The organism is Herbidospora solisilvae, from assembly GCF_009901565.1.
Taxonomy (GTDB): Bacteria; Actinomycetota; Actinomycetes; order Streptosporangiales; family Streptosporangiaceae; genus Herbidospora; species Herbidospora solisilvae.
Window position 1 is genome coordinate 203860 of the sequence record NZ_WXEW01000007.1, and the last position, 25987, is coordinate 229846.

The 25987-nt window shown below is 72.8% G+C and carries 25 protein-coding genes; 4 read left to right on the forward strand and 21 right to left on the reverse strand.

The window, feature by feature from the left end; translation table 11 throughout:
• Positions 1–55: 55 nt before the first annotated feature.
• The 14 genes from GT755_RS24095 to GT755_RS24160 form a co-directional block, all read right to left on the reverse strand.
• Positions 56–736, reverse strand: coding sequence for an alpha/beta fold hydrolase (locus tag GT755_RS24095; RefSeq protein WP_161481908.1), 681 nt, complete (start codon positions 734–736; stop codon positions 56–58).
• Complete coding sequence (locus GT755_RS24100; RefSeq protein WP_161481909.1) at positions 730–2580, reverse strand: anthranilate synthase family protein; 1851 nt, start codon at positions 2578–2580, stop codon at positions 730–732. The genes GT755_RS24095 and GT755_RS24100 overlap by 7 nt, the downstream gene beginning before the upstream one ends.
• A complete protein-coding gene (locus GT755_RS24105; RefSeq protein WP_161481910.1) occupies positions 2574–3200 on the reverse strand; it encodes an isochorismatase family protein in 627 nt (208 codons plus the stop codon). The genes GT755_RS24100 and GT755_RS24105 overlap by 7 nt, the downstream gene beginning before the upstream one ends.
• Positions 3201–3217: 17 nt before the next feature.
• A complete protein-coding gene (locus GT755_RS24110; protein ID WP_161481911.1) occupies positions 3218–3907 on the reverse strand; it encodes an SDR family oxidoreductase in 690 nt (229 codons plus the stop codon).
• On the reverse strand, positions 3904–5256 hold the full coding sequence (locus GT755_RS24115; RefSeq protein WP_161481912.1) for an amidohydrolase family protein: 1353 nt from the start codon (positions 5254–5256) through the stop codon (positions 3904–3906). The genes GT755_RS24110 and GT755_RS24115 overlap by 4 nt, the downstream gene beginning before the upstream one ends.
• A complete protein-coding gene (locus tag GT755_RS24120; RefSeq protein WP_161481913.1) occupies positions 5253–5480 on the reverse strand; it encodes a phosphopantetheine-binding protein in 228 nt (75 codons plus the stop codon). The genes GT755_RS24115 and GT755_RS24120 overlap by 4 nt, the downstream gene beginning before the upstream one ends.
• Positions 5477–7012 carry a (2,3-dihydroxybenzoyl)adenylate synthase gene (locus tag GT755_RS24125; protein ID WP_161481914.1) on the reverse strand — a complete coding sequence of 512 codons (1536 nt, stop codon included), beginning with the start codon at positions 7010–7012 and terminating at the stop codon, positions 5477–5479. The genes GT755_RS24120 and GT755_RS24125 overlap by 4 nt, the downstream gene beginning before the upstream one ends.
• A complete protein-coding gene (locus GT755_RS24130) occupies positions 7009–7989 on the reverse strand; it encodes a ketoacyl-ACP synthase III family protein (protein WP_161481915.1) in 981 nt (326 codons plus the stop codon). The genes GT755_RS24125 and GT755_RS24130 overlap by 4 nt, the downstream gene beginning before the upstream one ends.
• Positions 7986–9290, reverse strand: a complete 1305-nt coding sequence (locus GT755_RS24135; RefSeq protein ID WP_161481916.1) for a salicylate synthase — start codon at positions 9288–9290, stop codon at positions 7986–7988. Before GT755_RS24135 ends, GT755_RS24130 begins: the two co-directional genes overlap by 4 nt.
• A gap of 7 nt (positions 9291–9297) precedes the next feature.
• Positions 9298–11403: a non-ribosomal peptide synthetase gene (locus GT755_RS24140; protein WP_161481917.1), complete on the reverse strand. Its 2106-nt coding sequence runs from the start codon at positions 11401–11403 to the stop codon at positions 9298–9300.
• 70 nt (positions 11404–11473) lie between these two features.
• Entirely contained in the window at positions 11474–12544 is a 1071-nt protein-coding gene (locus GT755_RS24145) for a 3-deoxy-7-phosphoheptulonate synthase (protein ID WP_161481918.1), read from the reverse strand.
• Positions 12532–13569, reverse strand: a complete 1038-nt coding sequence (locus GT755_RS24150; RefSeq protein WP_161481919.1) for a ketoacyl-ACP synthase III family protein — start codon at positions 13567–13569, stop codon at positions 12532–12534. The genes GT755_RS24145 and GT755_RS24150 overlap by 13 nt, the downstream gene beginning before the upstream one ends.
• Positions 13556–14716 (reverse strand): FAD-dependent monooxygenase, encoded by a 1161-nt coding sequence (locus GT755_RS24155; RefSeq protein ID WP_161481920.1) that lies wholly within the window; start codon positions 14714–14716, stop codon positions 13556–13558. The genes GT755_RS24150 and GT755_RS24155 overlap by 14 nt, the downstream gene beginning before the upstream one ends.
• A gap of 137 nt (positions 14717–14853) precedes the next feature.
• Positions 14854–16251 carry an MFS transporter gene (locus GT755_RS24160; RefSeq protein ID WP_161481921.1) on the reverse strand — a complete coding sequence of 466 codons (1398 nt, stop codon included), beginning with the start codon at positions 16249–16251 and terminating at the stop codon, positions 14854–14856.
• 54 nt (positions 16252–16305) lie between these two features.
• Here GT755_RS24160 and GT755_RS24165 point away from each other — a divergent pair, with 54 nt between their 5' ends.
• Complete coding sequence (locus GT755_RS24165) at positions 16306–16875, forward strand: CGNR zinc finger domain-containing protein (protein WP_161481922.1); 570 nt, start codon at positions 16306–16308, stop codon at positions 16873–16875.
• On the opposite strand, the gene GT755_RS24170 is transcribed toward GT755_RS24165, so the two are convergent.
• From GT755_RS24170 to GT755_RS24200, 7 genes are read right to left on the reverse strand one after another with little or no spacing between them, the layout of a single operon-like run.
• Positions 16845–17984: an acyl-CoA dehydrogenase family protein gene (locus GT755_RS24170; RefSeq protein ID WP_161481923.1), complete on the reverse strand. Its 1140-nt coding sequence runs from the start codon at positions 17982–17984 to the stop codon at positions 16845–16847. The two genes, GT755_RS24165 and GT755_RS24170, sit on opposite strands and share 31 nt — an antisense overlap.
• Positions 17981–19444, reverse strand: a complete 1464-nt coding sequence (locus tag GT755_RS24175; protein ID WP_161481924.1) for an AMP-binding protein — start codon at positions 19442–19444, stop codon at positions 17981–17983. The genes GT755_RS24170 and GT755_RS24175 overlap by 4 nt, the downstream gene beginning before the upstream one ends.
• Positions 19441–20367, reverse strand: a complete 927-nt coding sequence (locus GT755_RS24180; protein ID WP_161481925.1) for a transketolase family protein — start codon at positions 20365–20367, stop codon at positions 19441–19443. The genes GT755_RS24175 and GT755_RS24180 overlap by 4 nt, the downstream gene beginning before the upstream one ends.
• Positions 20364–21194 (reverse strand): transketolase, encoded by an 831-nt coding sequence (locus GT755_RS24185; RefSeq protein WP_161481926.1) that lies wholly within the window; start codon positions 21192–21194, stop codon positions 20364–20366. The genes GT755_RS24180 and GT755_RS24185 overlap by 4 nt, the downstream gene beginning before the upstream one ends.
• An 8-nt stretch (positions 21195–21202) precedes the next feature.
• Positions 21203–22237 (reverse strand): N-acetyl-gamma-glutamyl-phosphate reductase, encoded by a 1035-nt coding sequence (argC, locus tag GT755_RS24190; protein WP_161481927.1) that lies wholly within the window; start codon positions 22235–22237, stop codon positions 21203–21205.
• Positions 22234–23082, reverse strand: coding sequence for a RimK family alpha-L-glutamate ligase (locus GT755_RS24195; RefSeq protein ID WP_161481928.1), 849 nt, complete (start codon positions 23080–23082; stop codon positions 22234–22236). Before GT755_RS24195 ends, argC begins: the two co-directional genes overlap by 4 nt.
• Positions 23082–23264, reverse strand: a complete 183-nt coding sequence (locus GT755_RS24200) for a lysine biosynthesis protein LysW (RefSeq protein WP_232320225.1) — start codon at positions 23262–23264, stop codon at positions 23082–23084. Before GT755_RS24200 ends, GT755_RS24195 begins: the two co-directional genes overlap by 1 nt.
• Before the next feature lie 223 nt (positions 23265–23487).
• Here GT755_RS24200 and GT755_RS24205 point away from each other — a divergent pair, with 223 nt between their 5' ends.
• From GT755_RS24205 to GT755_RS24215, 3 genes are read left to right on the forward strand one after another with little or no spacing between them, the layout of a single operon-like run.
• Entirely contained in the window at positions 23488–24312 is an 825-nt protein-coding gene (locus tag GT755_RS24205; RefSeq protein WP_202610453.1) for a family 3 encapsulin nanocompartment shell protein, read from the forward strand.
• Complete coding sequence (locus GT755_RS24210; RefSeq protein WP_161481929.1) at positions 24305–25207, forward strand: sulfotransferase family protein; 903 nt, start codon at positions 24305–24307, stop codon at positions 25205–25207. The genes GT755_RS24205 and GT755_RS24210 overlap by 8 nt, the downstream gene beginning before the upstream one ends.
• Positions 25208–25218: 11 nt before the next feature.
• Positions 25219–25986, forward strand: a complete 768-nt coding sequence (locus GT755_RS24215; RefSeq protein ID WP_161481930.1) for an SDR family NAD(P)-dependent oxidoreductase — start codon at positions 25219–25221, stop codon at positions 25984–25986.
• The last annotated feature ends 1 nt before the right edge of the window (position 25987 follow it).

Sequence of the window (25987 nt, forward strand, 5' to 3'; positions counted from 1 at the left end):
CTGGTAGCCTGCTAGCACTGTTCCCCGCCTTTCGGGTCTTCTGAAATGGCGGGGCTTATTTATTTGACGCGACTTCTGTCTCATCGCAGACGGCGGCCATGAACTCGTCGTGGTGGCCGTACCAGACGTGGTGGTCCGCGCCTTTGATCGTGACGGCCCCCGGAGTGTCCTCCGGGACGAACCGGCTCCCCTCCGCCCGGATGACCACCCCCCGCTGCGCCGGCGTGTAGTCCCGCCCTCCGGCGTTCACCAGCAACGCCACCGCCGTCTCCACGTCGAAGTGCTTCGCCGCCGCCGCCTCCGCCTCCCGGTCGAACACGTCCCACTCCGGATGCTTGTCCGCCAGGGCCTCGAGAGTCCGCTTCGATCTCGCCTTCTCGTACGTCGCCCGCACCGCCTCCTCCGGAATCCGGTGACTCGCCCCGGTGGGAGCGTCCACGTACACGACCCGGCGCGGGGTCAGGGCGGCCCCGAGGATGAAGGACCCCATCGAGTGCGCCACCGCCAGGTCGACTTCAGAGGGCACCGCCCGGGCCACCTCGTCGGCCATCCGTTCGACCGTCGCGTCCGGCATCGGGGCGCTGCGCCCGTGGCCCGGCAGGTCGACCGCCACCACGCGGTACCCCCGTGAGGCCAGGTCGGGGCCCACCCGCCACCAGCAGCCCGAGTCCGACAGGATGCCGTGCACCAGGACGGCCGTCTTCGGGCCGGTTCCCCATTCGCGGACGTTCAGCATGTCGCCTCCTCCTTGGTCAGGGTCGTGAGCAGGTCGGCCAGGATCTCCACGCCGTTCCTCGTCAGCACCGACGCCGGGTGGAACTGCACGGACGCGAACCCGGGGCCCATGAGCGCGTGGACCTCGTCTCCTTCCCGGCAGACCGCGATGTCGCCGATGGAGTCCGTCGGGCAGCGGGCGGCGAAGGTGTTGTAGAAGCCGGCCGGTTCCCTGCGGCCGAAGAACGGGATGGTGCGCTGGACGCCCTGGTTCGGGAACGGGTTGCGGGTGATGTCCAGGCCCAAGAGGGTGCACAGGATCTGGTGGCCCAGGCAGACCGACAGGAAGGGGATGCCCCGGTCGAGCAGTTCCCGGGTCGTCGAGCGGAGGCGGGCGATCTTCGGGTGGGTGAGGTCGCGGGGGTCGCCGGGGCCGGGGCCGACGATCACCAGGTCGTGGTCGGCGACGTCGAACGGGTCGGAGTAGCGGGTCACCGTCACCTCGCAGCCCAGTGCCGTGATGATGTGGCGGGCCATCGCCGTGAAGGTGTCCTCCGCGTCGATGACCAGCACCTTCCGGCCGCACAGTTCGGGGACGCGGCGGTCGCGGCAGTCGGGGCCCTCGAACCAGAAGCCGGCCAGGGGCTCGTTGCGGGACATCAGCGCCTGGTAGATGGCCGGGTGGGCGCCCACGTCGGCGGGGGCGTCGCGGCAGGCGCCGCCCCGGAGGGCCTCCAGCAGGCCGGCGGCCTTGGCGCGGGTCTCGGCCGCCTCCGAGGCCGGGTCGCTGTCGCGGACCAGGGTCGCGCCGACCGAGACGCGCATGTCGCCCGACCTGGAGATGTCGGCGGTGCGGATCAGGATCGCCGAGTCGAGCGCCCGCTGTCCGCCGGGGTCGCGGCCGATCAGGGCCACCATGCCGGCGTAGTAGTCGCGGCCCTCCGGTTCGAACTTGGAGATCACGCGGCAGGCGCTCTCCAGCGGGCCGCCGGTCACGGTGGGGGCGAACAGGGTCTCGCGGAGGATGTCTCTCACGTCGAGGCTGCTGCGGCCCTCGATCAGGTATTCGGTGTGGGCGATGCGGGCGAGTTGCTTCAGGTGCGGGCCGACGGCCCGGCCGCCCTGGTCGCAGACGCGGCCCATCATCTTGAGTTCCTCGTCGAGGACCATGTAGAGCTCGCCGGCCTCCTTCTCGTCGTCCAGGAAGTCGAGCACCCCGGGCAGTTCGGGGCCGCCGCGCGGGTAGCGGTAGGTGCCGCTGATGGGGTTCATCACGACAGTGCCGGAGTCGAGGGTGATGTGGCGTTCGGGGGACGACCCGACGAACGTGCGGGTGCCGGTCCAGATCACGAACGTCCAGTGCGAGCCGGGGTCGCGGCCCAGGAGGCGGCGGAAGCAGGACAGGGCCGTGCGGGGGGACCACCCGTCGATGGACGCCTGGTAGGTGCGCTTGATGACGAAGTTGGCGCCGGTGCCCTCGCCGATCTCCTCGGCCAGGACGCGGCGCACCACCGCCTCGTACTCCTCGTCGGAGGTGTCGAAGGAGCCCTCCCGCAACACGACGGGGTCGTCGGGGAGGACCTGGAGCGCGTCCTGGAGGGACAGCGTCGACTGGTCGGTCACGGTCATCGCCAGCAGCGGCGCAGCGTCGTCGGGGCAGGCGTAGCCGCGTTCCCGGATCTGGCGGTAGGGCAGGACGACGAGCGTCTCGTGGCGCGCGGGGCCCTCGTCCGAGAGGGGGATGTCGGCGATGCGCTCATGCCGGGAGACCTCGCCGGCCAGCACGTCGATGTCGGCCACGCCCGAACCCGGGCGGTGGAGCAGCGCGAACGGGGGCGGGTCGGCCCCCAGCAGCCGGGTCAGCATGTCGCCTCCAGGGCGTCCAGCACGCCGGCGGTCGGGATCGTCACGGCGCAGCGGGCGGCGGCGTAGTCGAGGGCCAGGCGGTGGAAGCCGGGGGTGAAGTCGGCGATCGCGTCGGCCACGACGAAGGTCTGGATGTCGTTGGAGAAACTCTCGTGGGCGGTCATCAGGATGCCCACGTGGGCGTACACGCCGCAGATGACGAGCTGGTCGCGGCCCCGCTCGCGGAGCAGGCGCAGCAGGTCGGTGCGGCAGAACGCGCTCGGCCGCCACTTGGTCAGCACCACGTCCTGCGGGGCGGGCTCCAGGGCGGGGACGATGGCCCGGTGGGCCGGGTCGGTGGTCATGCCGGGGCCCCAGAAGTCCATCAGCAGGCCCCGGTCCTCGGTGCTCATGCCGCCGGGCTGGGCGGTGTAGAACACCGGCGCGCCGCACGCGGCGAACCGCTTCTTCAGCGCCGCGACGTTCTCCAGCAGCGCCGACGGGTCGGTGAACGGGTCGAGGAAGTAGTTCTGCATGTCGTGGACGAGCAGCGCCGCCCTGCGGAGATCGACCTCCCACGGGGCGATGTTGTCGGGGAGGTCGGTCGGCATCGGGTAGGGCTCGATCGCGGGGATCGCCATGGCTCTTTCATCTCCTTTCAGACGCCCAGAGAGGCGCCTCCGTCGACCGTCAGGTCCTGCATGGTGATGTGGGCGGCCCGGTCGGAGAGCAGGAACGCGACCGCGTCGGCGACGTCCGAGGGACGCGCCACCCGGCCCAGCGGGATGCCCACCCGGTACGCCCCGGGAGCGCCCTCGACCGAGGTCCGGAGCGCGTCGGCGCCGTCCCAGAGGCCGGTCAGCATGGGGGTGTCGGTGGAGCCGGGCGCGACGACGTTGCACCGGATGCCGAACTCGGCCAGCTCCAGCCCGAGGCACTTGGTGAACGCGGTGGCCGCGGCCTTGGAGGCGGCGTAGGCGGCCATGTTCTGGCGGGCGGTCCGCGACGCGTTCGAGGCCACGGTGACGATCGACCCCGAACGCCGGGGGATCATCCGCCGCGCCACCGCCCGCGACACGTGGAAGACGCCCGAGGCGTTGACCGCCAGCGTGTCGGCCCAGTCGGCGTCCGACAGGTCCACGGCCCGGCCGGGCCGCAGCACCCCGGCCGAGTTGACCAGCGCCCGGATGGGCCCGGTCTCGTTCTCGACCCGGTCGACGAAGGCCTCGACCTGCTCGGGGGAGGTGACGTCGGCGTCCAGGCCGACCACCGTGTAGCCGTCGCCGGCCAGGCGCTCCGCCACGGCCGAGCCGATGCCGCCGGACGATCCGGTGACCAGGGCGATCATGACAGCTCCACCCCCAGGCACCGGACCGAGAACGACCGGAGCGCCTCCAGGTAGTCGGCGCGCAGCGTCTCCTCGTCGGCCTTCACCACCCGCCCGTTCACGATGACGGTCTCGACGTCGGCCGACCCGCCGAGGGTCAGGAACGCCTCCAGCGGACGCGGATTGAGCAGGTAGCGCCAGTCGTCGGCGCGGATCAGCACCAGGTCGGCGCGGTTGCCGACCTCCAGCGACCCGACGTCGGCGAACCCGAGGCCCTTCGCGGCGATGCGCGTGGCCATGGCCAGGGCGTCGGTCGGCAGCAGGGCGGTCGGGTCGGCGGCCATCTCCGTGTACGCCTGCCACGCCGCCGTCATGTTCTCGGCCATCCCCGGGACGGGCAACGAGGCCCCGTCGGTCGACAACGACACGTCGAGCCCGGCGGCCCGGAGGGCGGGGATCTGCCGGGTCTCGGTCAGGGTCGACTCCCCGGCGGGACCGTATTTGGCGGGGGAGTGGGTGATGTGCGCCCCCGCCCGCACGAGCAGGTCCCGCTCCTCCGGGGTGGCGAACGCGCAGTGCACGGCCGTGAAGCGGTCGTCGAGCAGTCCGAGGTCGGCGAACCGGCGTACCGGCGTGACCCCGAAGTAGGCCTCCATGGCCTGGGCCTCGTTCCGCAACGCGCCCACGTGGGCGGCGAACGGCAGGTCGTGCGTGGCGCACAGGTCGCGCAGGCCGGCGCCGAGCTCGTCGGTCATGTTGGTGGCGTACACGGCGGTGGGCCTGACCCGCACGAACGTGTCACTCAGCGCCATGAGCCCCTCGACGCGGGCCAGCGCCTCGGCGGCGTCGCGGGTGCGGCGGCCGCAGACCGCGTCGCTGACCCAGGCCGACACCGACAACCGCATCCCGAACTCGCGCGCGGCCCGCGCCAGCGCGCCTGGCTTGTTGACCGACCCGACGTCGCCGAGCGTCGTCACGCCGGACCGCAGCTGCGTCCACAACGAGTAGCGGGCGACGGCCAGGGCCTCGTCGTCAGTGAGGGCGTCGACCAGCCCGTGGAAGCGGTCGAACGCCATCGAGATGGCCGGGATGTCGCCGCCGTGGGCCATGAAGGCCGGTTTGTCGCCCCGGTCGGACGGGGGCCGCAGGGCCCCCTTGAACGGGTAGCGCAGCGCGAACATCTCGTGCCAGTGCGGGTTCACGAAACCCGGCAGCACCAGCATGCCGGTGGCGTCGAGCACCTCGGCGTCGGGTGCGTCGTCGAACCCGGCGATCACGCCGTCGTCGACCAGCACCGATCCGCCGGGTGTGACGGTGTGCGCGGGGTCGGCCCGGTAGACGGTGCCGCCCCTGATCAGCAGGCGGCTCATGCCCTCGCCTCCTCCAGGCGCTCGGACCAGGCCGCGATGGTCGGCGCGGCCGCCAGGTCGCGGAACTCGACCTTCAGGCCGGCCCGCCGCCACTTGGTGACCAGGCGCATCATCTCCAGCGAGCCCAGCCCCAGGACGACGAGGTTGTCGTCGTCGGCCACGGAGGCCGGGTCGGCGCCGACGATCCCGGCGACGGTCGTGCGGAGTTCTTCCTTGACACTCATGCCTGCTCCTTCCAGCCCCGGGCCGCCAGCGGGTCGGCCGCGGCGGCGGCCAGGGTCTTCTTGTCGACCTTGCCGAGGGGGGTCAGCGGGAAGGCGTCCACGAACTCGATCCGGTCGGGCAGCTTGAAGTCGGCCAGCCCGCGTTCGTGCAGCGCCCGCTTGAGGTCGGTCAGCGACGGGCGGACCCGGCGGCTGACCAGGAACGCGTAGATGCGCTCGCCGAGGAACTCGTCGGGCACCGGCACCACGGCCGCGCGGTCGACGTCGGGGTGGGTGAGCAGATGCCCCTCCACCTCACCGGCGGCGATCTTGTCGCCACCCCGGATGACCACGTCCTTGATCCGGCCCTCGATGACGAGGTCGCCGTCGGGGGTGACCGAGGCCAGGTCGCCGGTCCGGTAGAAGCCGTCCTCGGTGAACGCCGTCGCGTTGTGCTCTGCGGCGTTGTAGTAGCCGCGCAGCGTGTACGGGCCGCGCGCCAGCAGCTCGCCGTCGGCGATGCGGATTTCGTCGAACGGGGAGACGGGCCGTCCCTGGGTCGCGATCACCCGATCGGCCGGGTCGTCGAGGCGGGACATCGACAGCAGGCCCTCGGCCATCCCGAACACCTGCTGGAGCCGGCAGCCGAGCTCGGGTTCGATCCGGGCGGCCAGCTCGGGCTGGAGCCGCGCGCCGCCGATCTGCACCAGCCGGAGGGAGGACAGGTCGTCGTCGAGGTACTCGCGGGCCTCCAGCCACAGGTGCGCGACCGTCGGCACGAGCGAGGTGACGGTGACCCTCTCCCGGGCGATCAGTTCGAAGCAGCCGTCGGCGCCCGGGTCGTCGGCCAGCACGACCGTGCCGCCCCGGTGCAGGGTCCCGACGACGCCCGGGCAGCCCCAGGTGAAGTTGAACTCGACGGGCAGGGCCGCCAGGTAGACGTCGTCGGCGCTCACCCGGCACAGGTCGGCGACGATCCGGGTCTGGTAGGCGTAGTCGTCGTGGGTCCGCGGGATCAGCTTCGGCAGCGCGGTCGTCCCGCCGGAGAGCAGGAAGAACGCCACGTCCGACGGGTCGGCGGCCGGGTGGGCGACGGGCTCGCCGTCGAGGTCGCCGGGGGACAGGACGTGCTCGATCCCCAGTGAAAGAGCCATGTCGTGGTTCGGGCCGACGTATCCGACGGCGCCGGAGACCGACGCCAGGTGGCCGACCTCGTTCGACCGGTGGGAGGCGAGCGAGAAGACCGCCTTCACCCCGGCCTTGAACATCGCGAACGCGACGACCACGAAGTCGGGTGTGTTCGGCAACTGGAGCACCACCCGGTCACCCGGCTCGATGCCGTGCCTGGCGAACCCGGCGGCGGCGCGGTCGACCCGGTGCGCCAGGTCGCGGAACGAGAGGCGCTCGTCGCGCCAGACCAGGGCGGTGCGGTCGCCGAACTCGCGGGCCCATTCGGCCGGGAGGTCGCCCAGGGCGACGCCCTGCCAGACGTGCCGCGACCGGTAGTAGGCGGCCAGGTCCTCCGGCCACGGGGTGCAACCGGCTAACATCATGCGCTCCTTTCGGTGATCTCGACGACCGCGCAGCCCGCCTCCATGCCGGGGGCGGTGCCGATGAGCAGCACCTGGTCACCGGGTTCGACGTCGCCGCGCGTCCAGAGCCACTCCAGGCCGATGAAGGGGTCCGCGGCCCCGGCGTGGCCGGTGGTCCGGGTGAGCTCCCAGGTGCCGGTGGCGGCGTCGACGCCGAGCGGGTCGAGGTAGACGTCGGTCAGCGGGCCCTCGGTGAAGCCGACGTGGCAGACGCGCTTCACGCGGTCGATCGAGCTGCCCGCCTCCTCCAGCGTCGCGAAGGCGACCTCGCTGACGAGTTCGCCAAGGTGGCCCATGGGCGGGGCGACGCCCTCGGCCCACCGGGCCCGCCACCAGGCGGTGCGTTCCTCGAAGTTGAGGCCGCGCGACAGGTCGGGCGGGAACAGCGTCTCGCCGCCCCGGTGCAGCTCCTCCATCGCCGGGCTGGACACCGCGCCGGCCGCCAGGACCTTCGCGAAACCGCCCCGCCGCGACACGACGGCGGCCGCGCCGCCGTCGGCCAGCAGGAACATCCGCGAGGCTCGCCACCGGTCGACCAGCGGGGTGCCGTAGTTGTCGCCGGTGGTCAGCAGGACGGCGGCGTCCTCGTCGTGCAGCAGCCCGGCGGCGAGGCGCAGGCCGGACAACATGCCGAGGCAGCCCTGGCGCACCTCCAGCGCGGTGATCGGGCGGTCGACCGTGTTGCGCAGGACGTAGTGGGGCGCGGACCAGCCGTCGGGGCCCTGGTGGTAGCTGCCGCTGTGCAGCAGTGCGACGACGTCACCGGGCTCGTGCCCGGAGCGCTTCATCGCGACGTTCCCGGCCTCGGCGGCCAGGTCGACGGCGGGGACGTCGCCCGCCACCATCACGCTGACCATGCCGGAGCCGTCGTCGGGTGCGGGGACCGTACCGGGGAGGGCGGAACCGACCCCGGCCAGGTAGAGGTTCTCGAATCTCATGCCGCACCCCTCACCAGGTGACGGGCGACGCTTTCGAGCTTCTCGCACGTCTCCTCGAACTCGCGCTCCGGCGTCGACTGGCCGACGATCCCGGCCCCGGCGCGCAACCAGGTCCGGCCGTCGCGGCGGTAGGCCGACCGCAGGACCAGCGCGGCGTCCATCGCGCCGGTGTGGTCGACGGTCATGACGGCGCCGCTGTAGAGGCCGCGCGCCTCGGGCTCGTGCGCCCGGATCGCCTCGTAGGCGGCCTTCTTCGGCACGCCCGACGCGGTGACGGCGGGGAAGACGGCGCCGAAGGCGTCCCAGGCCCGCATCCCGGGCGACAGGCGGCCCGACACCCGGGAGGCCAGGTGCTGGACGCTGCCGCGCTCGCGGATGGCCATGAACTCCGGCACCTCGACCGAGTCGGGCTCGCACACCCCGACCAGTTCGTCGGTGCCGACCTTGACGGAGATGGCGTGCTCGTAGACCTCCTTGGCCGACCCGTAGAGGTCGGCCCGCAGGGCCGCGTTCACCACCTCGTCGGGGGTCAGCGCGCGGGTCCCGGCGAGCGGCTGGGATACCACGTGCCCGTCCGAGGAGACCTGGACGACGATCTCGGGGCTGAACCCGGTCGCCTCCAGCCCGCCCAGGTCGAGCAGGAACGAGCGGGCCGGGTTGTTGCCGCGCCGGCCGGCCAGGTAGGTGGCCGTCAGGTCGACCTCGCCGGGCACCTCGACCACCCGCGACAGGATGACCTTGTGCAGCTCACCGGCGTTGATCGACTCGACGGCCAGCTTCACGGCCTCGCGGTAGGCGTCCTCGCCGGTGCCCCAGACGTCGAGAGGCGTCGGCTCGACGCGCCTGTGGACTCCCTCGGCGTCGACCGTCTGGAGCAGGGCCGTCAGGGTCGCGGTGTCGGCCGCCCGCAGCCGGGCGTGCCCGTCGGCGATCCGGGCCTCGGCCCGCGGCACCACCAGGTGCAGCAGCCGCCCGTCGCCCACGTGCTCCTCGGGGTAGGACAACTCGAACGCCGCCCACCCGTAGGCCCGCCACTCGGGGATCGACACGGTGTCCAGCAGCCCGGCGACCTGGTGCAGCGGGTCGCCGTTCCACGGCTCGAAGACGTCGTCGCGGCCCTCGTGCCGGAGCAGCGCCCCGGACCGGTCGAGGGTCAGCTCCGCGCGGGCGCCCCCGGCGTAGGACCAGACGCCGCCGTTCTCGTAGACGACGTGGCCGGCGAACAGGCCGGAGTCGGCGAGCCGGGCCGCGACCTCGACCGCGTCCTCGGTGAGGGGGACCTGGGTCTCGAAGTAATGCATGCCGTCCTCATTTCGCGGCGATGGCCACGGCCATGCGCTCGATCGTCGGGTCGTCGAAGAGGTCGTCGATGTCGGCGTCGGTGGCGAAGCGCGCCCTGATCCGGTCGGTCAGCGCGGCGGCCCGCATCGAGTCGCCGCCCAGGTCGAAGAAGTTGTCCTTCACGCCGATGCCGTCGAGGTCGAGCGTGGTCGCCCACAGGTCGCGCAGGGTGTTCTCGACGTCGGTGCGGGGCTCCTCGTAGGGGCTGTCGACGTCCGGGCGCTCCTTGGGCGGCTCGGGCAGCGCGGCGCGGTCGATCTTCCCGTTCGTGGTCAGCGGGAACCGGCCGACGACGTACGCCGACGGCACCATGAACGAGGGCAGCAGCTTCGCGAGGGCCCGTCGCAGGTCGCGGATCGAGGGGTCGCCCTCGACGTAGGCGACCAGGCGGGTGTCCCCGGAGGTGTCCTTCTTGGCCAGCACGGCCGCCTGGCGGACCCCGGGCTGGGCCGCGATGACGACCTCGATCTCGCCGAGGTGCACCCGGTTGCCGCGCACCTTCACCTGGTTGTCGGTCCGGCCGACGATCTCGATGCTGCCGTCGGTCCAGAACCGGGCCAGGTCGCCGGTCCGGTAGAGGGTGCCCAGCTCGTGGGAGACCCACTTCTCGGCGGTCGCCTCGGGCCGGTTCAGGTAGCCGGACGACAGGCTCTCCCCGGCGACGCACAGTTCGCCGACCACGCCGGGCGGGACCGGCCGGAGCCGTTCGTCCAGGACGTAGGTGCGGACGTTGGGGGTCGGGCGGCCGATGGGCGGCAGGCGCCTGGCCCGCTCGCGCTCGCCGAGCTCCCGGCCCAGTTCGGTGATGTCGCAGGTCGCCACGACGGTGGCCTCGGCGGAGCCGTACAGGTTGAAGACGTGGAAGGGCAGGTCGAGGGGCCACGACTGGACCCGCTCGCCGCAGATGCGGATGTTGCGGAGGGCCGTCTCGGGCGGCCACTCCAGGTCCCACAGGCGCTCGCACATGGCCTTCATGAGCAGCGTGTGGGTGATCCGGCTCCGGACGAGCCAGTCGCGCAGCCACTCGGGGCTGGTCACGACCGACGGTTCGGGGATGTGGACGGGCGCCCCGGCGGCCAGCACCGAGAAGCACTCGACCTCGACCATGCCGTAGCCGGGCGCGGCCAGCCAGGTGCCCCGCGACGACGGGGTGACGCCGCAGATCGTGCGCATGGAGTAGATCAGGTTCCGGGCCGCGCCGTGGCGGACCATGACGGCCTTCGGCTTGCCGGTCGACCCGGAGGTGTAGCAGACGTGGATCAGGTCGTCGGGGCCGACGGCCGAGTTGATCGGGGCGGGGGACTCCCGCCGCCAGTCGTCGCCGTCGAGGGTCACCACGTGGCCGGTGACCACGTCGCGGTGGGCGTCCATGGTCAGGGTGAGCTTCGCCGCGCCGTCCACGATCATGAACTGGACCCGGTCGGCGGGGAAGTCGGGGTCGAGCAGGATCGCCGCCGCGCCGGCCTTGAAGCAGGCGAGCTGGGCGATCAGGCTCTCGGGGCCGCGCGGGAAGCAGGTGCCGACCCGGTCGCCGGGCCGCACGCCGAGCGCGGTCAGGCGGTGGGCGAGCCGGTTGGCGTCGTCGTCGAGCTCGCGGAAGGTCATCGTGCCGCCCGGCCAGACGACGGCCGGGGCGTGCGGGGTGTCCTGGGCGATCTCGGCGACGCGTTCGTGGAAGTAGGGCGCCGGGACCGGCTCGGCGGTCTGGTTCCAGGCGACCAGCATGCGCTCGGTCTCCTCGGGCGTGAGGATCTCGACGTCGCGGACCTTCGCCGCGGGGTCGAGGAAGCGGCCCAGGTGGGCGGCGTACTGGTCGGCGGCGTCGGCGTCGAAGTCGGAGCCCCGCATCCGCAGGGTGGTCCCGTCGAACGACAGCGGGCCGATCGTGACGGGCAGCCTCGCGGCGATCTCGCCGACGGTCATGTCGCCCGTGACGTGGGAGCCGGCGATCTCGGTCTCGCCGGTGTAGCGGTGCAGCAGGGCGATGAGGGCGCGGCCCGGCGCCTCGACCCGGCGCTCGTGCGTGACGGCCGGGTCCCCGCCGGGACGGGCCAGGGGAAGAGCGGTTTCCATGATCAGTCCTTTATCTGAGGCAGGTTCAGAGCGCGAGCCACGGCCGGCCTCCGGCCGTCCGCGTCTCGCTTCAGGCGGCGACAGTCGTGGCGCGTCCGGCGGTGACGGCGTCGGCGAGCTGGGCGATCATCCGGGTCGTGCGGTCCCAGCCGACGCAGGCGTCGGTGACGCTCTGGCCGAAGACCAGGCGGTCGGAGGAGCCCAGGACGAGGTCCTGCCGCCCCGAGGCGAGGAAGCTCTCGACCATCAGCCCGGCGATGCCGCGTTCACCCGCGGCGATCCGGCGGGCGACGTCGGCGACGACGACCGGCTGGCGTTCGTGGTCCTTGCCGCTGTTGCCGTGGCTGGCGTCGATGACGAGCCGGCGCGGCAGGCCGGCGCCCGTGAGGGCGTCGAGCGCGCGGGCGACGTCGAGCGGCCCGTAGTTCGGCCCGGCCGCGCCGCCGCGCAGCACGACGTGGCAGTCGGGGTTGCCGCTGGTCCGGATGACCGAGGCCAGGCCGTCGTCGTCGATGCCGGGGAAGACGTGGCCGTGGGCGGCGCAGACGATCGCGTCGATGGCGTCGCCGACCGCGCCGGTCGTGGTGTTCTTCATGCCGATCGGCATCGCCAGGCCGCTGGTGAGCTGCCGGTGCGTCTGGCTCTGCACGGTCCGGGCGCCGATCGCGCCCCAGCAGACCGCGTCGGACAGGTAGCGGGCCACGGTCGGGTCGAGGAACTCGCAGCCGGTGGGCAGGCCGAGCTCCAGCACCTTCGTCAGCAGTTCGCGCGACAGCCGGAGCCCTTCGTTGACGTCGTCGCTGCCGTCGAGGTGCGGGTCGGTGACCAGGCCCTTCCAGCCCAGCCGGGTGCGCGGCTTCTCCACGTAGACGCGCATGACCAGCAGCAGCGTGTCGGAGACCTCCTCGGCCAGGCGGGCCAGGCGCTCGGCGTAGGTGAGCGCGGCGGCCGGGTCGTGCACCGAGCAGGGGCCCGTCACGACCAGCAGCCGGTCGTCGGTGCCGTCGAGCACCCGGGCGACCTCCTCCCGGCCCTTGAGCAGGGTGCGGGCGGCCAGATCGCCCACCGGGACCTCGGCGCGCAGTTCGGCCGGGGTGAGCAGCGGTTCCACCGCGGAGATGCGGGCGTTCACCGGACGCATGGCGTGTCCTCCCTCGTAAGCACTGCCGCGGAGAAGGTGAAGCCCATGCCGGTGCCGAGCACCAGCACCGTGGCCCCGGGCGCGAGCAGGTCGTCGCGGATCAGGTGGTGCAGCGCGTAGAGGCCGTCGGCCGGGCCGAGATGCCCGGTGGTCAGGCCGAGGTCGAGCAGGGTGTTCCTCGGCGTGTAGCCGTCGAACGGACGGACGAAGCCGTCCTGGTGGAGGGCCCGCCCCACGAACGGGGTGACGAACCAGTCGATCTCATCGAGGCTCTTGCCGGCCTCGTCCAGGGCCCGGGTGACCACGCTGCGGGTGCGCTCGGCCGACCGCCGCCGCACGTCCTTCAGCGACAGGCCGCCGTGGGCGAGGAACGCCCGGGTGCGGCCGCGCATGTCGGCTCCCGGCTGGGGCGCGGTGCGGAACGGTTCGTCCCCCCGCGACAGACCCTCGAGCGTGGCGTCGGTCTCCGACACCAGGCTGCGGAGCCGGAGCTGCCCGCTTCCTCTCGTCAGCACGGCCGCCGCCGCGCCGTCCCCGAACACCATGCCGGGCGACAGGTACCACCGGTCGGCGGGCGGGGCGAACCGGTCGGCGACGGTGATCAGCGCCGAGGGGGTCTCGGGCCGGGCGGTGAGCACGGTCGCCGCGATCTCCAGGGCGCCCAGGGAGCCGTTGGAGGCGGCCTGGACCGACATCGGCATGCCGCGCAGCTCGGTGCCGAGGAGCTCCCCGGCGACCCAGCAGGCGGCCGGCCACATGTCGACGCCCTGGAAGTGGCTGTGGCTGTGCAGGTAGAAGGTGTCGGGGCCGACGGCCGCGCCGCCGTCCTCGGCCGACTTGACCGCGCGGCGCCCGGCGGCGACCGCCATCTCGGGCGGGGCCTGCCGCGACATCGCGACCGAGACCTGCCCGGTGCTCCTCGCGGCCTCGGCCGAGTAGTCGCCGCAGGCGACGGCCCGCTCGACCGGCACCCGTTCGCCGAGCGTGCCGCCGGTTCCGGCGACCCAGATGTCATCGAACCGCATCGCTCGGGATCCTTTCTGCTAGATCGAAGGCGTGTAACCAGGCCACGTGGTCGTGCAGGTCCGTCTCGGACAGCGCGGCCAGCATGGTGTTCCGGTCGCGGGCGGCCTGGCCCGCCGGGTGGTAGAGGTGCTCGCCGAGCCGGCGGGCGGTCAGCGTCGCCTTCGCGGTACGCTCCCGCCGCAGCGCGGCGTAGGTGTCGAGGTCGGGGAAGACCCTGCCGAGCACGACCGCGTCCTCCAGGGCCGTGCAGGCGCCCTGGGCGGCGTACTGGAGCATGGGGTGGGCCGCGTCGCCGAGCAGGGCCACCCGGCCGTCGGTCCAGGTGTCGACCGGGTCGCGGTCGCAGAGCACCCAGGTCCGCCACTCGTCGCCGAGTTCCAGCAGCGCTGCGGCCGTGTCGCTCAGGCCCGGGAACTCCTTCCGTACGCGGTCCCGCGCGACCGGTTCGCCCGCGACCTCCCGGGCGGCTCCGTCGTCGCGGGTGGCGGCCAGGTTGAGGAACCGGCCGCCGCCGATCGGGTAGTGCACGAAGTGCCACTTGGGCCCGCCCCACAGGGTGACGACGTTCCACCGCAGCTCGGCCGGGACCCGGTCCATCGGGATGACCGACCGGTAGATGGTGTGGCCGGAGACCCGGGGGCGGCCGTCGCCGACGAGCTGGGCCCGGACCGCCGAGCGGATGCCGTCGGCGCCGATCAGGTAGTCGGCCTCGAAACCGTCCACGACGACCTTGGCGGCGCTCTGCGTGTAGCCGGTGACCGTGTGGCCCGGCAGGAGCTCGATGCGGCCGTCGGCGCGGCAGGCGTCCAGCAGCGGCTGGTAGAGGTCGCCCCGGGCGACGACGGCGTAGGGGTTGCCGAAACGTTCCCGGTAGGCGCCCGTGAGGGGCAGCCCGGCGACGCGCCGGCCGGTGGTGCCGTCCATGAAGCGCAGTTCGTCGATGAAGACCGCGCGGTCGCGCACCTGGTCGCCCACGCCCAGCAGGTCGAGGGCGCGGAACGCGTTGGGCGCGAGCTGGATCCCCGCGCCGAGTTCGGCGAACCGGTCACCGCGTTCGAGCACGGTCACGCGATTGCCCTCTCGGGCGATCGAGAGCGCGGCCGCCAGGCCGCCGATCCCGCCGCCGGCGATCAGTGTGTCCGCCATGTCCGTCCTTTCGCTGTTACCGTTTACAACGCTATGGCGGTAACTAAGGGCAAACAATGGCGTGCCGATTAGCGCTTGTTATGCCATAAAAAGGGCCGGCCTCCCGTAATAGGGAGACCGGCCTTTTCGCGCATTTCTCAGGCGTCGACCGTTTCCTTGTGCTTGGCCGGCGCGGGTTTCCTGGACGGCAGGACCGCCGCCGCGATCAGCGCGATCAGCACCGACAGGACCACGCTGATGCCGAACGCGACGTGGTAGCTGCCGATGTTGCGCGGATCGGTGGTCGGCACCGCCGCCGTCACGGCGACGGCGAGCAGCAGCCCGACCCCGAGCTGGCGCAGCGAGTTGTAGAGGCCGCTGGCCAGGCCCATCCTCGGCCCGTCGACCCCGGTCGTGGCGGCCACCGCCGTGGAGATCATCATGACGGTGACGCCGAGCCCGATCAGGACGCCGCCGGGCAGCACGTGCAGCCAGTAGCTCCCGCCCACGGGCACCGTGAGCAGCCAGGCCGAACCGGCGGTCAGGAACGCCGCGCCCCCGATGAGCACGGGCCGGGGCCCGACCCGCCCGGTCAGGTCGGCCACGAACTTGGCCGACAACACCGTCACGACGGCCTGCGGGAAGAACGCGACGCCGGTCTGGATGGCGGAGTAGCCGAGGCCGTGCTGCATGTAGAGGGTCAGGAAGTAGGTCGAGATCGACATGACGCCGCCCGACAGGAACGCGATCGAGTCGCCCGCGACCACACCCCGGATCCGGAAGATGGACAGCGGCACCAGCGGGTGCTCCCGCCTGGTCTGGAGCACGAAGAAGGCGGCGAGCAGCACCGCCGCCCCGATGAGCGGGTAGACGACGCCGGGGGCGCCCCAGCCGTGGTCGGTCGCGGTGGTGAGGGCGTAGGTCAGCGCGCACATCCCGGCCGTGACCAGGATCGCGCCCGGGACGTCGATCTTCTGGGTGCGCGCGGTGACGTGGTCGGGGGCCAGGCGGCCGACCGCCCGCAGCACCAGCGCGACGCCGACCGGGACGTTCACGAACATGACCGCCCGCCAGCCGAACACCTCGGTGAGGATGCCGCCGAAGAGCACCCCGCCGGTGAACCCGGCCGAGGCGACCGCGCCGAAGATGCCCATGGCCTTCGCGCGCTCCTTGCCTTCGGGATAGCCCGCCGCGATCAGCGCCAGCACGGCCGGCGACACCGCCGCCGCCGAGAGGCCCTGCAGCGCGCGGGCGACGATGAGCACGATCGGCTCGGTCGCCACCCCGCCCAGTAAGGAGGCCGCGGTGAAGACGGCCAGCCCGCCGACGAACATCCTCTTGCGTCCCACGATGTCGCCGAGCCGCCCGCCGACCAGCAGGAACCCGCCGAAGAACAACGCGTACGCGCCGACGACCCACTGCAGGGCGCTGTCGGTGAAGCCGAGGTCACGCTGGATGGAGGGCAGTGCGACGTTGACGATCGCGAAGTCCAGGACCAGCACGAACTGGGCCATGCACAGCAGTGCCAGGGCCGGTTTCCGGTTCTCCTGGAACATGGGGTTTCCTCCTCTAACTTGATTGTTACCAGTGAAATTCGTTTACTGGTAAGCATGAAAGGTCAGCCGGGAGACAGGGAGATCGCGCCGGGCCCGCTGGCGCTCGTTCAGTCGTTCGTGAACAGCGTCAACGTGGAGTTCGGGCCCGACGAGTTCGCGACCACCGAGGGGGCCGCGCGCTGGCTCGCCCGCCACGGCTTCACGCCGGAGGTGGGGGAGCTCGACCGGCGCGACGCCGTCACCCTGCGGGAGGCGCTGCGCGCCGTGCTCCGCGAGAACAACGGCGCCGCCCCCGACCCCGAGGCCCGGCTGACGATCGGTCACGTCGCCCGCGACTGCCCGCTGGTCGTGTCGGGCGAGACCCTGGGCCTGCGCCCGGTCCAGCAGGACGTGCGCGGGGTGTTCGCGACGATCCTCGGCACGGTCGCCGCCGCCGTGGCCGACGGCTCGTGGTCCCGCCTCAAGGCCTGCCGCGAGCACCGCTGCGAATGGGCCTTCTACGACCGCTCCAGGAACCGGGGCAGCCGCTGGTGCTCGATGGCCGTCTGCGGCACACGCGCGAAGATGCGCACCTACCGCCAGGGCGCGGCCGGTCACGGGGCCGCCTCCCGTCCCAGCAGGTGACGGGCGACGACGAGTTTGGTCGCGGCGGCGGTGCCGTCGGCGAGCTGGAGGCCGATGACGTCTCTGAGGCGCTGGGCCACCGGACCGTCCTCCGACCAGCCGAGGTGGCCCATCGTGAGGAGCGACTGGTGCACGGCCTCCATGGCGGCCTTCGGGGCCCACCACTTCGCCATGTTCGCGGGCAACCGGGGGTCGCGGCCCGCGTCGGCGGCGGCCAGGGCCTCGTAGGAGACCAGCCGCGCCGCGTGCAGCATGGTCGCGTGTTCGACCAGGGGGAAGGCGACCGACTGGAACTTCCCGATCGGCCGGCCGAAGGCCTCGCGCCGTCCGGCGTGGGCCATGGCCTCGTCCAGGGCCGCCTGCCCGACGGCGACGGCCATCAGGGAGATCAGCGCCCGGGAGACCCCGAAGCCGCGCATGACCTCCACGAAGCCCGCGCCCGGACGGCCGACGAGGTCCTCGTCGGCGACCCGCAGGCCGTCGAGGGTGAAGCGGCCCCGCCCGCCCGAGCGGCAGCCCAGGTCGGTGTGCAGCTCGCGGCGCACGCCGTGCAGCGGGGTGTAGAAGGCGCTGACGCCGCGGGCCCCGGCCTCGCCGGTCCGGGCGAACAGCAGCCCGTGGGTGGCGTAGGCGGTGGCCATGATGGACGTCTTCTCGCCGGTCAGCCGCCAGCCGTCAGTGGAGTGCTCCGCGACGGTCTCGATGGCCGCCGCGTCGGTCCCGTGGCCGGCCTCGGTGAGGCCGAGGGCGACGATCGACGTGCCGGCGGCGATGCCGGGGAGCCAGCGGGCCAGCTGGGCGGGGCTGCCGTTCGACGCCAGCACGCCGCCGACCAGCGCCGCGTTGAGCACCGGGTAGCAGACCGACAGGTCGGCCGCGGCGAGTTCCTCCAGCACGATGCCGGTGCTGACCGCGTCCAGGCCCTGACCGCCGAACTCCTCGGGGACGCGCACCGAGAACAGGCCTTCGGCGGCCATCTCGGCCAGCAGCCCGGGGCGGTATTCGGCCCGCCGGTCGCTCTCGGCCCGGAAGGGCGCGATCCGGTCGGCGGCGAACTCGCGCACCCGTTTGGCCAGCGTCTCCTGCTGGGGTGTGAAGTCGAGGTTCATCGCAGCCCCTCCCGCAGGGCGAATTTCTGGATCTTCCCGGACGGCGTGCGCGGCAGCGACGGCACGAGCTCCAGCCGTTCCGGCCAGTACTGCTTGGCCATGCCGAGCCCGGCCAGGTGCACCCGGAGGTCGTCGAGCGTCACCCCGGACGAGGCCACCAGCACCGCGCAGGCCCGCTCGCCGAGCCGCTCGTCGGGGTAGCCGACGACCGCCACGTCGCGGACGGAGGAGTGCCGCAGCAGGGCGGCCTCGACCTCGACGACCGGGATGTTCTCGGCGCCGCGCATGATGACGTCCTTGGCCCGCCCGGTGATCCGGATGCCGCCGTAACCGTCGTCGCGGGCCAGGTCGCCGGTGTCGAACCAGCCGTCGTCGGTGAGGCAGGCCCGGTAGACGTGCTCGCGCCGGAAGTAGCCGACGCACTGCGAGGCGCCCCTGACCTGCAACCGGCCCTCGCCGGTGATCCGCACCTCCATGCCGGGCACGACGGTCCCGTCGCTCTCGGCGGCCCGCATCGGCGGGTCCTCCGGCCGGGTGATGGTGACGCAGCCGTTCTCGGTCATGCCCCACAACGCGTAGAGGCGGCAGCCGAGCACGTCGCGGGCGCGTTCGACCAGGTAGGGCGCGATCGGCGCGCTGCCGGTCGCGAAGGTCTCCAATTTGCGGAGGTCACGCGGCCGCCCGGCTTGCGCCTCGATGAGGTCGGACAGGAACGTCGGGGCGCCCATGAAGAAGGTGACGCCGCGTTCCTGGAGGATGTCGAGCATCCGGCCGGCGTCCCACGACTCGACGTGCACGGCGGTCCCGCCCAGCAGCAGCGGCATGAACAGGTTCCAGGTGAACCCGGCCTGATGGGTCGTCGGCGACCCCATGGCCGTGACGACGCCTTCGGTCAGGTGGAGCACGTCGGCCTGCGCCCGGTTCATCGCGTGGAGGCTGTCGTGGGTGTGCACGACGCCCTTCGGCTCCCCGGTCGTGCCGGAGGTGAACGCCACCTGCGCCGGGTCGCCCGGACCCGATTCGGCGACCCCGTCGAGGTCCGGCGAGGGAAGCTCCAGGTCGTCGACGAACAGGGCGTGGCGCAGCGTGGGCGCGTCCACGTCGTCGATCATCCGCCGGTACGAGAACCCGCGGAACTCCCCCTTCGCGATGTAGACCGGGCTCTCGGTCAGGTTCAGCATGAACTGGACCTCGCGCCTGCGCATGATCGGCACGACCGGCCCGGGGACCGCCCCGATCCGGTAGCACGCCAGGATCAAGGCCGCGAGCTGCCACGAGTTCGGCAGCTGCAACGTCACGACCTGGCCTCTGCCGACGCCGAGCCCGCGCAGCAGGGTGGCCATGCGGTCGACGCGGTCGAGCAGCTCTCCGTACGTCAGCTCCACGGCCCCGCCGTCCTGGTAGCAGACCAGGGCGAGCTTGCCGGGAGGATGGGCGCGCAGGTCGTCCATGATGGTCATCGCGGATCCCTCCCCAGCGCGGAACGAGCCTTGGCGGCGACCGCGGCCGAGGTGACGCCTCCGCGTTCGGCCAGATATCGCTGCCCGCCGGAGACGGGGACGAACGCGTCGGGCATCGCAACCCGGAGCACCAGGTTGGGCGCGATCTCGGCGAGCGACTCGGCGACGGCGGCGCCGAACCCGGCGTTCCGCCAGTGCTCCTCGACGGTCACGACGATTCCGGAGCGTCCGGCGTGGGCGGCGATCGTGGCGACGTCGAGCGGCTTCACGGTGTGCACGTTCAGCACCGACGCGCTGACGCCCTCGGCGGCCAGCGTGTCGGCGGCGTCGAGCGCGGCCAGCACCGGGTAGGGCCCGCAGGCCGCGATCGTGACGTCGGCGCCGTCCCTGAGCACCTGGGCCAGGCCCAGCGTGACCGGCGGCGCGTCGGGCAGCTCCGGGGTGGCGTTGCGGCCGAGCCGCAGGTAGACCGGGCCCGTGAGGCGGAGCGCCTGCCGGAACAGGGTCCCGGTCTGCGGGCCGTCGGCCGGGACGACCACGGTCATGTTGGGCAGCGTCCGCATCACGGCCAGGTCCTCCAGCGCGTGGTGGGTCGGCCCGAGGTGGCCGGCGGACACGCCCGAATGGGTGGCGGCGATCCGCACCGGCAGGTTGTTGAGCGCGATGTCGATCTTCACGGCCTCGTTGGCGCGCGACGACGCGAACGCCGCCATCGTGTTGACCAGCGGCATCCGGCCCGACTTGGCGAGCCCGGCCGCCGCGCCCATCAGCGTGTGCTCGGCGATGCCGAGGTTGACGTAGCGCTCGGGGAACTGGGCGGAGTCGAACAGGCCGGTGTCGGAGTCGAGGCAGACCAGCCGCTCGTCCCGCGGCAGCAGGTCGAGCACGGCGTCGCGGTAGACCTCGCGTGACGACGCGGTCATGACGCGGCCCCCCTTCGCAGCGCGGCGAGGGCCCTGGCGTGCTGGCGTTCGCCCAGCTTGGCGTAGTGGCTGCGGGGCTGGTCCTCGACGAACGGGATGCCCTTGCCCTTCACGGTGTGGGCGATCACGACGGTCGGGCGGCCGGGCGCCGGCGGTTCGGTCAGCGCGGCCTCCAGCTCCTCGCAGGAGTGGCCGTCGACCTGGCGTACCGACCAGCCGAAGGCCGACCACCGATCGGCCAGCGGTTCGAGCGCGTCGATCGTCTCGGTCGCGCCGGTGATCTGGAGCCGGTTGCGGTCGACGACCGCGACGAGGTTGTCGAGCCGCTGGGCGGCGGCCACCGAGGCGGCCTCCCAGACCGAGCCCTCCTGGAGCTCGCCGTCGCCCATGACGACGAAGCAGCGCCGGTCGGCCTGGTCGAGCCGGAAGCCCAGCCCGAACCCGACCGCCAGCGCCAGCCCGTGGCCGAGGGAACCCGAGGGCATCTCGACGCCGGGGATCTCGGGGTGCGGATGGGCCATGAACTCGCTGCCGGGGCGGGCGTACTCGCCCAGGCGCTCCGGGGGGAAGAACCCGGCCTCGGCGAGCGCGGCGTAGAGCGCCAGCCCGCCGTGCCCCTTGCTCAGCAGCAGCACGTCCCGGTCGGGCCGGGCCGGGTCGAGCGGATCGACCCGCAGCACCCGCGTGTACAGGGTGGCGAGGATCTCCGCGAGCGACATCGAGCCGCCCAGGTGGCCGCCCTCGGGGCCGGCGCACAGGTTGACGACGTGCTCCCTGATCCGGGCGGCCGTCCCGGCCGCCGGCGGGGCGTCGATGGTGGTGGTCATCGCTTCTCCTAGTTCGGGTGCAGGCCGACGAACTCCAGGCCCTCGCGCTCGGGACGGCCGTGGCGGATGTTCACGCACTGCACGGCGTTGCCGGCGCCGCCCTTGACGAGGTTGTCGAGGGCCGCGATCACGGTGACCGTGGTCGAACCGGCGTCGAGGGCGAAGCCGACGTCGCAGAAGTTGGAGCCGGAGAGGATCTTGGCGTCCGGGAAGCGGTGCAGCCCGCGCCGGTGGGCGACCACCCGCACGAAGTGCTCGTCGGCGTAGCGGTCGCGGTAGGCCGACCGGATCGCGCGTTCGTCGGCGCCGTCGGCCAAGCGGGCCTTGCAGAGCAGCTGCACCCCGCGCACGGCCTCGACGCCGGTCGCCGTCATCCGGACCGGCAGGCCGGTGGCCTGGGCGATCTCCGCCTCGTGCCGGTGCCGGGTGGGCGCGAACACACGCAGCGCGCCGCTGCGTTCGGCGTGCAGGTTCTCGGCCCCGGCGGTCGCGCCGGCGCCGCTGGACCCGGTCCGCGCGTCGACGGTCAGCTCGCCGTGGATCAGCCCGGCCTCGGCCAGCGGGGTCAGCGCCAGGATGCCGGCGTTGGCCATGCACCCGGGCACGCTGATGCGGCTCGCGACCTGGAGTTCTTCGCGGTGCAGCTCCGGTACGCCGGTCGTGAAGCTCCCGACGAGGTCGGGGGCGGCGTGGTCGACGCCGTAGTAGTCGGCGTAGACGGCCGGGTCGCGCAGCCGGAAGTCGCCCGACAGGTCGACCACGGTCGCGGCCAGCCCGAGGTACTCGGGCATCCGCCGCATCGTCTCGCGGTGGGGTGTGGCCAGGAACAGCACGTCGTAGGGGCCGTCCTGGTCGAGCTCCTCGTCGGAGACGAAGGCCAGCCGGGTGCGGCCGCGCAGGTTGGGGTGGGCGCCGTCGATCTGCCGGCCGCGCAGCCGCCGTGAGGTGGTGGCCACCAGCTCGGCCGATGGGTGCCCGGTGAGGATGCGCAGGAGTTCGCCGCCGATGTAGCCGGCGCCTCCCACGACGGCGCATCTGATCATGCCTCTGCCCTCGCGATGACGTGGGCGGCGACGGCGTCGGCGACGTCGATGCCGCAGGCGTTCTGGAAGCCGCGGAACTCCACGCGGTCGTTGACCTCCAGCACGGTCAGGTGCCCGTCGGCGTCCTCCAGCAGGTCGACCCCGGCGATCTCGGCGCCCACCGCCTCGGCGGCGGCCACCGCGAGCTTCGCGTGGACGTCGGTCAGTTCGAACGGGGTCGAGACGGCGCCCCGGGCGACGTTGGTGCGCCACTCGTCGCCGCGCCGGTAGGTCGCGCCCAGCGCCCGCCCGCCGACGACCGGCACCCGGATGTCCCGGTCGGCCTTCTCGACGAGCTCCTGCACGTAGACGACGTGCTGCTGGGGCGACGGCAGGGCCGCGACGTGCTCCAGCACGGCGGTGGCGGTGGCCCGGTCGGGCAGCGCGGTGACCAGGCGGCCCCACGAGCCGACCAGCGGTTTCACGACCGCCGGGTAGCCGATCTGGTCGAGGGCGTCGACGGCCGCCTCCGGCGTCATGGCCAGGGCCGTGCGGGGGGTCGGCAGGCCCGCGGCCATGAGCGCCGAGGTTGTCAGCCACTTGTCGCCGCTGACGTGGGTGGCGGCGGCGGTGTTCAGCACCGTCGCCCCCGCCGACTCCAGCGCGCTCGCGGCGTAGAGGGCCCGGTAGTGGCCGACCTCGCGGTTCAGCACGAAATCGGTGCGGGAAACGCCGTCGGCCACGACCAGGGACCGGGGATCGAGGTGGACGAATGTCGCGCCGCGCCGTTCCAGCGCGGCCATGATCTGTTTCTCCTCGAACCGCACCCGTGACGCGAGCACGGCGAGGCGGTGGCCGGAGCGCATTACTCCCCCCAGTCCTCTTCGACCTCGGGGGCGAGGGTGAGGGACGGCGGCGTGACGGAGGAGATCTCCAGCTCGCTGCGGCAGTCGAGGCATTCGACGATCTCGCTCACCCGGGCGTCGGCGTCGATGGAGACCGGCGCCGCGCACTCGGGACACTCGGGGGCGTTCATAACCTTCTGCATGGCTCGTCCCTATGTCTCGGGGAAATATCGGCGTTTCAACCGTAACCAGAATCGGCGGCCGATCGCCAATAAGGGTTGCCGATCGAAGTGAATTCCCGCGCTTATCGGGGGCCATATAAACAGGTGATTCCCCGAGCATAAGCGGCGCTACTCGAATTGGTGCGGAAATTCATCCGGCGAATTCATAGGCTCGATTGGAGTCGTATATCCCTAGGAGGGCTCAATGCGAGCGATCGCCCTGCAAGAAGCCCCGGCCGCCCTGTCGCCGGGGGAGCGGTTCGCCGCCGAGGTGGCCGCCGGGGCCCGTGATGTCCCGTTCGACCTGCACCTTCCGGCCGCGTTTCCGCTGTTCGCGTCCCGGCCCCGCTACACGGTCCGGCACCTGCTGAAGACGGCAGACGTGGCCGACGGGTCGGTGTCCTACGTCCACGAGCCGCCCAAGGGTCGGATCGAGGCGGCCGGCACCGCCTACGGCGCGACGCCGGAGGCCGCGTTCGCGCCCCGCCTCATGAAGGCGCCGCTGACCGACCTCTCCGTCGAGGTGCCGCTCCCCGACGGCGTCGCCGCCGACCCGGCGCTGCTCGCCGCCTATGTGGACTACCGGGTGCTGGTACGCCTGTCCGTCGTCGAGAACGAGTCGCTGCTGCACGGCACCGCCGACGGCGCGATCACCGGCCTGCTCGGCCTGCCGGGCAGCCGTTCGGCCGAGAGCCACGACGACCTGGCGACCACGGTCACCCGCGCCGCCGGGGAGATCGAGGAGACCGGCGGGTCGTGCGACGGCGTGGTGGCGCATCCGGAGACGTACTGGAAGATGGTCCGCGACGACCTGCTCGCGCGGTTCCAGAACGCCGGGATCACCGTCTCGCGCACCCGCATGATGCCCAAGGACACCCTGCTCATGGGCGACTTCCGGGCCGCCTGCACGCTGCTCATGCCGGGCGTGGCGTCGATCGCGCTGGTCCCGGGCGCCGTCAGGGCCACGTCCAGGATCGGGCTGGCGGTGCACCTGCCGCAGCACCTGATGGCGGTGACGTGGCATGGGTGAGCCGCGAATCCTCTACATCACCGGCTGGCTGCGCAGCGGCAGCACCATGCTCGGCAACGTGCTGGGCGAGCTGCCCGGCGTGCTGCACGCCGGCGAGCTGCACTACCTCTGGCAGAACGGCATCCTGAAGGCGGGCACCAACTCCACCTGCGGCTGCGGGGCCGACGTCACCTCCTGCGGGCTCTGGTCACAGGTGATCACCTCGTCGGAGGGCGAGGCGCGGCTGATGACGCTCCAGCAGCGGGCGCTGCTGCGCACCCGCCACACGCGCGACCGCATCGCCGAGTCGACCGGCCGGGTGCCCACCGCGCCGGGGGTGGCCGAGGCGGTCGGGCGTACCGCCGACGTCTACCGGACCCTCGCCGCGCACGGCGGCGAGCGGCTCGTCGTCGACGGCTCGAAGTTCCCGGCCGAGGCGGCGGCCCTGCTGGGCCGCGCCGACCTCGACGTGCGGGTGCTGCACATGGTGCGCGACCCCCGCGCCACCGCGTTCTCCTACGCCAGGGCCAAGGACTACATCGACCCGATGAGCCCGGCCCGCAGCAGCGGCTACTGGACCGGCTTCAACCTGGCCTCCGAACTGTCCGGCCACGCCGCCCCCGACCGCTACCTGCGGGTCCGCCACGAGGACCTGTGCCGCGACCCGCGCGGCACCCTCGCCCGGGTGCTGCGGTTCGCCGGCCTCGACGACGACCCGCCGGCCGACGCCGACGGCAACGTCACGCTGAGCGTGAACCACACGGTCACCGGCAACCCCGACCGGCTGTCGGCCGGCCCGGCGCGCATCCGCGCCGACGAACGCTGGCGCACCGGCCTTCCGCCCCGCGCCCGCGCCGCCGCCACGGCCCCGGCCCTGCCCCTGCTCGGCCGGTACGGCTACCCGATTCTGACCTGAGGGGACATCCCATGGATCTGCGCCTGAGAGGGCGGGTCGCCCTGGTGGCCTGCTCCAGCAGCGGCCTCGGCCTCGGCGTCGCCAAGGCCCTGGCCGCCGAGGGGGCCAGCGTGGCCATCTGCGGCCGCGACCCCGCCAAGCTCGCCCGCGCCCACGTCGAGGTGAGCGCGATGGGCGACGGCGACGTGCTGAGCGTCCCGGTCGACCTGTGCGACGAGAACGCCGCCGCCACCTGGGTCCGCGACACCGCCGCCACGCTCGGCGGCATCGACATCGTGGTGACCAACTCCGGCGGCGTGCCGTTCGGCCCCGTCGACGCGTTCGGCGTGGCCGACTACCGGGCCGCGATCGACGCCAACCTGATCCCGCACATCGCCCTGACGCTGGCCGCCCTGCCCTACGTGAAGAAGGACGGCTGGGGGCGGCTGCTGATGATCGCCTCGGAGTCGGTCCGGCAGCCGCACCCCGAGAGCGGCCTGTCGTCGGTGGCCCGGCTCGGCCTGCTCGGCTACATGAAGGGCCTGGTCGCCACGCTGGGCGCGAGCGGGGTGACGGTCAACGTGCTGGCCCCCGGCTTCCACCGCACCCCCATCCTCGACGAGCAGTTCGGCGACTCCGTCGAGGAGGAACTCGCCGCCGTCGCCCGGCGCATCCCGCTGGGCCGGATCGGCGACGTCGACGACTTCGGCGCGCTGGCCGCCTTCCTCGCCAGCGACCAGGCCTCCTACGTCACCGGCACGGTCTTCGTGGCCGACGGCGGCAACACCAGAGGAGTGTGAA